Below are 7,511 nucleotides of genomic sequence, written 5' to 3'. Positions count from 1 at the left end.
CGTCGGGTCGGGACGCGAGGCGGTCGAGGAGATGGCGTCGCTCCTCGACGGCTGGCGGCCCCATCTCCTCGTCACCTACGACCCGCGCGGGGGGTACGGGCACCCGGATCACATCCGTGTCCACGAGGTCGTCCGCGCCGCTCTCGACGAGGCCGGCCACCGGCCCCGGCGGATGGCGTGGACGGTGACCGCCCGGTCGGACGTCTCGCGACGGCACCCCGCGCCACCCGGCCACCTGCGGCACGCGGGGGAGTCCGAGCTTCCCTCGGTGCCGGACTCCCGACTCACCCACCGGGTGCCGCTCGACGACGCGACCTATGCGGCCAAGTTGGAGGCACTGACCGGGCACGCGACCCAGCTGGAACTGGTGCCCGGCACGGACGACGATCCGTGGTTCCTCGCACTGACCAACGGGGTGCTGCAGCCGGTCTCGGAGGTCGAGTGGTACATCGCCCACGACCTCGTCGACCCCGACGGCCCCTACGTCAAGTGCCCGCCCGGCACCGCACACCTTCTCGACGGGCTCGTGGGGGAGTCCCGGTGACCGGCCGGACCGCCGTCGCGCGCACCACCTCGGCCGTGGAGCTCGGCGTGGCGCTGCTGATGCTCGCGGTGGGGGCCGCGACCAGCTGTGTCCTCACCGTCGCCTGGTTGACCGCGTATGTCGGCCCGGTCCCCGCCCCGTTCACCATCCTGGTGGCCGGCGTGTGGTCGCTGTTCCTGGTGCGGGTAGCCTCAGCCTGGTCCGAACGCGCGATCGTGGCCGTGTTCCCGGCCCTGATCTGGATCCTCACCCTGGTGGCGCTCAACCTGGGTCCCGGCGGGGACATGCCGGTCCCGATCGGGTTGCGGGGCCTGGCGCTGCTGCTGGTGGGCGGTCTCATCCCGCTGTGGGTCGCGACCCTGGGTCGATCACTGCGCCCGGATACCCATCGAGGGTGAGGAACGCATGTCGGGGTCACCCTCGTGGTTCCAGACGTCCGTGATCCCCGGGGTCAGCGCCTCGGCCAGAGCCCACGCCTCGTCGGCGTCCATGTCCATCACCGAGTAGACGCCGTTGCCCGCCGGGGTGGCCGCGGAGACGGTGGCGACCCCGGCCGAGCGCTGGAACACCGACTGGGTCACCGTCCATCCGATGATCCCGTCCGCCTCGAGGACCGTCCGCTTGGCGGTCCACGACCCGTGCGAGGTCACCAGCATGTCGGGCAGCAGTGCGTGGCCGAGCATCCTGATCCGGTCGACCGACAACGCGAGGAAGAACACGAGGGCCGCCGGGATCGCCCACCGCACCCAGATCTCGGCCGAGGGACCGGAGTCGATCCGGACCAGGACGATGAGACCGGCCACGATCCAGAACGGCATGAGTCCGCGGGTGATCCGCCGCCGGGCGGCCTTCCACGGGTGACGTCGCAGAGGCACGGTGACGGGGGTCGGGTCACCGAGGATGCGGATCGCCACCCGGCGGACGTCCTTGATGGGTGCCTGCGGCAGCAGGGTCGACGCGGCGGCACCCTTCTTGGTCCCCGTCATGATGGGCTCGAGCCGGCCGCCGCCCAGGATCCGGAGGTACACGGGCAGACGGATCTCGACCCCGCGGAGCCTGGCCTTGTCCAACGCCTGGTGCTTGCGGCGCAGGATGCCGTTCTGGACGTAGAGCAACTGCCCACGGTCGGTGAGTGCGTACTTCCCGTAGCGGATCGCGTAGGTGATGATCGCCAGGACGCCGGCCACCAGCCAGATCGCGACGGCCTCGCCGACCAGCGTCCACGGTTGTCCGAGGGAATCGAGCCACGAGACGGCCGCCTCGACCACCGCGAGGTCCATGACGCGGTCGTGCATGTCGCCCATCTGCCAGGTGATGAGCCACAGTGACAGGAGCACGCCGAACCCGATGAAGGAGAACGGCGCGAACCTGGCCCACGTGACGCGCCACTGGGAGATGTCCTCACCGTACTTCGACCCCCACTGCTCCTCGTCCTCCTCGCTGAGCGTCGGGTCCAGGGCACGCCGGTGCTTGAGCAACTCGTCGCGCAGCGGCTCGACCTGGGCCGTGTCGATGGCGTTGAGCCGGAACCGCTCGGCGTCCGACTTCCCGGAGTCCGCGCGGCCGGTGCCGACCTCGACGATCGACACCCGCATGACCCGGTGGAACAGATCCGATTCGGTGTCCACGCTGCGGATCCGCTGGCGCGACACCGTGACCACGTTGCGGCTGAAGAAGCCCTTCCTCAGGATGATGTGGGTCCGGCCGACCTGATAGCTCGTGGACAGCCACCGCAGCAGACTGCCGAGGACGATCAGTGAGATGACGCCGATCTCGAACCAGTAGTTGTTGCGGTTCGAGCCCAGCCACAGGGAGATGAGGAACAGCGGCAGCAGCCGGGTGAGCATCCCCAGGGGGTCCACCAGCAGCATCCGCCAGGACAACCGCTCCCACGGGGCCTCCGGGTCGACCTGTCCGGCCTCGTCGGTCCGATCGGCCGCGGTGTCCTCCTCCGTCGGGTCGGAACCCGGGTCCCGCGAGGTGTCGACGGAGGAGCCGGCCTCGTCGTCGTCGTCCGGACCCGCCGTCACCCCGGCCGCGGCGCCCGGTCCGCTCACGTCCCGTCCTCCGAGTCGAGGTTGGCGATGGCGATGAGGTGCTGGGCCAGGGCCTCGGCATCAGCGAGGGTCAGCCCCCTGATCTCGACCGTGCCCTGCGCGGAGGCGGTGGAGGCGTGGACCGTGGCCAGGCCGAACCAGCGCTCGAACAGGTTGCGGGTGGTGTACACCGTCTGGAGGCGGGCCAGCGGGGCGATCCGGAACTGGGTGGTCCACCAGCCCTTGCGCGAGCACACCGCGGTGTCCGAGACGTCCCAGCGGGCCACGATGTAGCGCCACCACGGCGCCACCACGATCGACATGAACGCGAACGGGACGGTCGCGGCCAGCGCGACCCAGTTCCAGAACCCCATCACGTTGTCGCCCCAGAAGTACCACCCGACCTGCAGGGCGGCGAGGATCGCCCACGACCAGATCCCCTCGATCACCCACAACACCGGCGTGCGGGGGGAGATCCGGTGACGCGGAGCCGTGACGAGCACCCGGTTAGACGTCAGCAGACCCTCCCCGGAGTCGGGGACGTCCTCGGTGGCGGTCGCCGGAGCCGGCTCGCGCAGGGCGTGGGCGCCACCGGCGCCACGGGGGGGTGCGGACACCAGGGGATCGCCGTTGCTGCGCAGGGGACGGGCGGGATCGGGCATGCCGCCCAGACTAATGCGCGGTCCCGTTCCGCACGCCCGTGACCTCCCACGCAGCACCGGCCCTCCACCTCCCGGCCCCGGTGGGGCATCATCACGGACATGGATCTCGCCCTGACGCCCGTCGATCCCGAGCCCGCGCCCTCGGCCATGCGGCGCGCGCTGCGCCGGGCCTCCGACGGGCTCACCCTCGACGTGACCGAGGCGGCGGTGTTGCTGGCCGCGCGCGGAGACGATCTCGTCCGGCTGACCGGGCTGGCGGCCGCGCGTCGCGACGCCCGCCTCCTCGACGAGGGGCGTCCGGGGGTGGTGACGTATTCCCGCAAGGTGTTCGTCCCGCTCACCCGCCTGTGCCGCGACCGCTGCCACTACTGCACCTTCGTCACCGTGCCGGGGAAACTCCGGGCCGCCGGCGAGGGCATGTTCCTCGACCCCGACGAGGTGGTGGACCTGTGCCGGCGCGGCGCGGAGGCCGGGTGCAAGGAGGCGCTCTTCACGTTGGGTGACCGACCGGAGGACCGGTGGCCCGAGGCGAGGGAGTGGCTCGAATCGCGCGGCTTCTCCTCGACGCTGGACTACGTCCGGGCCATGGCCATCCGGGTGTTGGAGGAGACCGGTCTGCTGCCGCACCTCAATCCCGGCGTGATGAGCTGGTCGGAGATGTCCACCCTCAAGCCGGTCGCACCGTCCATGGGGATGATGCTCGAGACCACGGCCACGAGGTTGTTCACCACCCCGGGTGCGTGTCACCACGGCAGCCCGGACAAGGACCCGGCCGTGCGGCTGCGCACCCTGACCGACGCGGGGCGTCTCGCGGTGCCGTTCACCTCGGGGATCCTGGTGGGGATCGGGGAGAACAGGACCGAGCGGGCCGACAGTCTGCTCGCGCTGGCCGGGCTGGCCAGGGAGTTCGGACACCTCCAGGAGGTGATCGTCCAGAACTTCCGGGCCAAGCCCGACACCGCCATGCGCGACTCGGCCGACGCGGACACCGACGAGTTCCTCGCCGCGATCGCCGTCGCGCGCCTGGTGCTCGACCCGCGGGTCGCCGTCCAGGCCCCGCCGAACCTGGTCGACCGGCAGGACGTGCTGGCCCTCATCGGCGCGGGGGTGGACGACCTGGGCGGCATCTCCCCGCTCACACCCGACCACGTCAACCCCGAGCGGCCGTGGCCGCATCTGGAGGGACTGACCGCCGACCTGGCGGCGGCGGGCTGGGCGCTGACCGAGCGACTCACCGCCCACCCGCGATACGTCGGAGCGGGTGACGCCTGGATCGACCCCAGGGTGTCGGGTCACGTCCACGCGCTCGCCGACCCGGCCACGGGCCTGGCGGCGGTCGGCGGCGGTGGCGAGGGCGACGACGACGAGGTGGTCCGTCCCTCGGGGCGGCCGTGGCAGGAGCCCGACGACGACTGGGACTCGAGCGGACGGACCGACCTGCACACCGCGATCGACACCGAGGGCCGCAACACCGACACCCGTTCGGACATCGGCGAGGCGTTCGGCAACTGGGACGTCATCCGGGCCCGCGCCGCCGAGCTCGGTGCGGCCGCGCTGGTCCCCGAGCGGGCGGACTCCGAGGTGCTCGCAGCGCTGCGGGCCGCGGAGTCGGACCCGGCCGGCCTCAAGGACGACCAGTACCTCGCCCTGGCCACGGCCACGGGGGACGGGCTGGCCGCCGTGGCCGGACTCGCCGACCGGATCCGCGCGGACGTGGTGGGGGAGACGGTGACCTACGTGGTCAACCGGAACATCAACTTCTCCAACATCTGCTACACGGGGTGCCGGTTCTGCGCCTTCGCCCAGCGCAAGGGGGACGCGGACGCGTTCTCGCTCTCGGCCGCCGAGGTGGCCGACCGCGCGTACGAGGCGTACGTCTCCGGGGCGTCCGAGGTCTGCATGCAGGGCGGGATCGACCCGGACCTGCCGGTCTCCGGTTACGCCGACCTCGTCCGCGCGGTCAAGGAGCGGGTGCCGTCCATGCACGTCCACGCGTTCAGCCCGATGGAGATCTCGAACGGGGCGGCCCGGTCCGGGGTGGGGGTCAGGGAGTGGCTCACCGAGCTGCGGGCGGCCGGTCTGGACACCATCCCCGGTACCGCGGCGGAGATCCTCGACGACGAGGTCCGCTGGGTCCTGACCAAGGGCAAACTCCCGGCCTCCGAGTGGATCGACATCGTCACCACCGCCCACGAGGTGGGCCTGCGCTCGAGCTCGACCATGATGTACGGCCACGTGGACACGCCGAGGCACTGGGTGGCGCACCTGCGCACCCTGCGGGGGATCCAGGACCGGACCGGCGGGTTCACCGAGTTCGTCCCCCTGCCCTTCGTGCACCGCAGTGCCCCGCTGTACCTGGCGGGCGCGTCCCGGCCGGGCCCGACGCGGGAGGAGAACGTCGCCGTCCACGCCCTGGCACGGATCATGCTGCACGGATCGATCCACAACGTGCAGACCAGCTGGGTCAAGCTCGGGGTCGCGGGGACGCGCACCATGCTCCGCGCGGGGGCGAACGACCTGGGCGGCACGCTGATGGAGGAGACGATCTCCCGGATGGCCGGGGCCGAGAACGGGTCCGCCAAGACCCCGGAGGAGATCGCGGAGATCGCCACCGGGATCGGTCGGCCCGCCCGGCGTCGGGACACCGTCTACGGACCGGCCCCCACCCAGATCCCCGTGACCGTCGTCACATAGCGCGACCGGCTTCGGGGCGGCGTCGTCGCGGACGCGGGGTGTGACATACGATGCAGGCCATACCGCTACGAGGAAGGTGGCTGACGTGACCTACACGATCGCAGAGCCGTGCGTCGACGTGATGGACAAGTCCTGCGTCGAGGAGTGTCCTGTCGACTGCATCTACGAGGGTGGACGGATGCTGTACATCCACCCCGACGAGTGTGTCGACTGCGGCGCGTGTGAGCCCGTCTGCCCGGTGGAGGCCATCTTCTACGAGGATGACACCCCGGAGGAGTGGTCCGAGTACAACACCGCCAACGTCGACTTCTTCGTCGAGTTGGGATCGCCGGGCGGCGCCGCCAAGGTGGGCAAGGTCGACTACGACCACCCGTTCATCAAGGCGCTGCCCCCCATGAACCAGGAGTGACCCCGGTGGTGTCGCGCCCGGAGCGTCGTCCGCCCGGGCGCGCGCTACCCGTGTTCCCGTGGGACACCCTCGCCGAGGCGAGGTCAGTGGCCACCGCGCATCCCGACGGCCTGGTCGATCTCACCGTGGGCACCCCCGTCGACCCGGTCGCCCCGCTGATCCGTGAGGCACTCGCCGCCGGATCCGCGGAACCGGGTTACCCGACCACCATCGGGACCGCGGAGCTCCGGCTCGCGGCCGCCGACGCTCTCCACCGGCGCTACGGGGTCACCGGCCTGGATCCCGGGGCGATCCTGCCCGCGATCGGTACCAAGGAGTTGATCGCGGGTCTGCCCGCACAGCTCGGACTCGGCCCGGGCCACACGGTCGTCGTGCCGGAGGTGGCCTACCCGACCTACGAGGTGGGGGCCCTGCTCGCGGGTGCGACGGTCGTGCGCGCCGACTCCCTGACGCAACTCGGCCCGTCGTCGCCCACCCTGCTCTACCTCAACTCGCCGTCGAACCCCAGCGGCCGGGTGCTCGGCGTGGACCACCTGCGCAAGGTCGTCGGTTGGGCCCGCGACCGCGGGGTGATCGTGGCCTCGGACGAGTGCTACCTCGGGCTGGTCTGGGAGGGTGAGGCGCCCTCGGTCCTCGACCCGCGTGTCTGCGACGGCGACCACACCGGGCTCCTGGCCCTGCACTCGCTGTCCAAGACGTCGAACCTGGCCTCGTATCGTGCGGGGTTCGTGGCGGGCGACCCGTCCCTCGTGGCGGAGCTGCTGGCGGTGCGCAAGCACGCGGGTCTGATGATGCCCCTGCCCGTCCAGAACGCCATGACCGCGGCGCTCCGGGATGACGCCCACGAGGCCGAGCAACGCGAGCGGTACCGGGCCCGACGTGAGCTCCTGCTCCCGGCCGTGCAGGACGCCGGGTTCCGCGTCGACGACTCGCAGGCCGGGCTCTACCTCTGGGCGACCCGCGACGAGCCCTGCCGGGAGACGGTGGACTGGTTCGCCGCCCGCGGTGTGCTGGTGGCCCCCGGTGAGTTCTACGGTTCCGCCGGGGCCCGGCACGTCCGCATCGCCCTCACCGCGACCGACGCCACGGTGGCCGAGGCGGTCCGTCGGCTGGCCTGAGCGGGTCGCACCCTACGTCCGCCCGGCCGCCTACGCCCGACGGCGCCC

General features: G+C 71.7%; 7 protein-coding genes. 5 read left to right on the top strand and 2 right to left on the bottom strand.

Translation table 11 applies throughout. From position 1 onward, the window contains the following. Positions 1-544: PIG-L family deacetylase (locus tag G6031_RS15135; protein ID WP_182653696.1), on the top strand; the 544-nt coding region annotated here is incomplete at its 5' end. Further along, positions 541-942 (top strand): hypothetical protein, encoded by a 402-nt coding sequence (locus G6031_RS15130; RefSeq protein WP_179525602.1) that lies wholly within the window; start codon positions 541-543, stop codon positions 940-942. The genes G6031_RS15135 and G6031_RS15130, both read left to right, overlap by 4 nt. Here the strand turns inward: G6031_RS15130 and G6031_RS15125 are convergent. Together G6031_RS15125 and G6031_RS15120 are read right to left on the bottom strand one after the other, a co-directional pair. After that, a complete protein-coding gene (locus G6031_RS15125) occupies positions 913-2,601 on the bottom strand; it encodes a PH domain-containing protein (protein WP_182653695.1) in 1,689 nt (562 codons plus the stop codon). The genes G6031_RS15130 and G6031_RS15125 overlap by 30 nt on opposite strands. After that, a complete protein-coding gene (locus G6031_RS15120) occupies positions 2,598-3,242 on the bottom strand; it encodes a PH domain-containing protein (protein WP_179525600.1) in 645 nt (214 codons plus the stop codon). Before G6031_RS15120 ends, G6031_RS15125 begins: the two co-directional genes overlap by 4 nt. Before the next feature lie 99 nt (positions 3,243-3,341). Here G6031_RS15120 and G6031_RS15115 point away from each other — a divergent pair, with 99 nt between their 5' ends. The 3 genes from G6031_RS15115 to dapC all read left to right on the top strand — a co-directional run bounded on the left by G6031_RS15115 (position 3,342) and on the right by dapC (position 7,463). Next, complete coding sequence (locus G6031_RS15115) at positions 3,342-5,936, top strand: bifunctional FO biosynthesis protein CofGH (RefSeq protein WP_182653694.1); 2,595 nt, start codon at positions 3,342-3,344, stop codon at positions 5,934-5,936. Between the two features lie 85 nt (positions 5,937-6,021). After that, a complete protein-coding gene (gene fdxA / locus G6031_RS15110; RefSeq protein WP_095718370.1) occupies positions 6,022-6,345 on the top strand; it encodes a ferredoxin in 324 nt (107 codons plus the stop codon). 5 nt (positions 6,346-6,350) lie between these two features. Continuing rightward, entirely contained in the window at positions 6,351-7,463 is a 1,113-nt protein-coding gene (dapC, locus tag G6031_RS15105; RefSeq protein WP_182640942.1) for a succinyldiaminopimelate transaminase, read from the top strand. The last annotated feature ends 48 nt before the right edge of the window (positions 7,464-7,511 follow it).

It is taken from the genome of Dietzia sp. CQ4, assembly GCF_014145125.1.
GTDB classification, from domain to species: domain Bacteria; phylum Actinomycetota; class Actinomycetes; order Mycobacteriales; family Mycobacteriaceae; genus Dietzia; species Dietzia natronolimnaea.
The sequence above is the reverse complement of the archived record's forward strand: the minus strand, read 5'-3'. Positions and strand labels throughout refer to the sequence as shown.

What these genes read in the sequence shown, in the direction of transcription:
- G6031_RS15120 (WP_179525600.1), bottom strand. Translation starts at nt 3,242, where the DNA reads ATGCCCGATCCCGCCCGTCCCCTGCGCAGCAACGGCGATCCCCTGGTG.
- G6031_RS15115 (WP_182653694.1), top strand. Translation starts at nt 3,342, where the DNA reads ATGGATCTCGCCCTGACGCCCGTCGATCCCGAGCCCGCGCCCTCGGCC.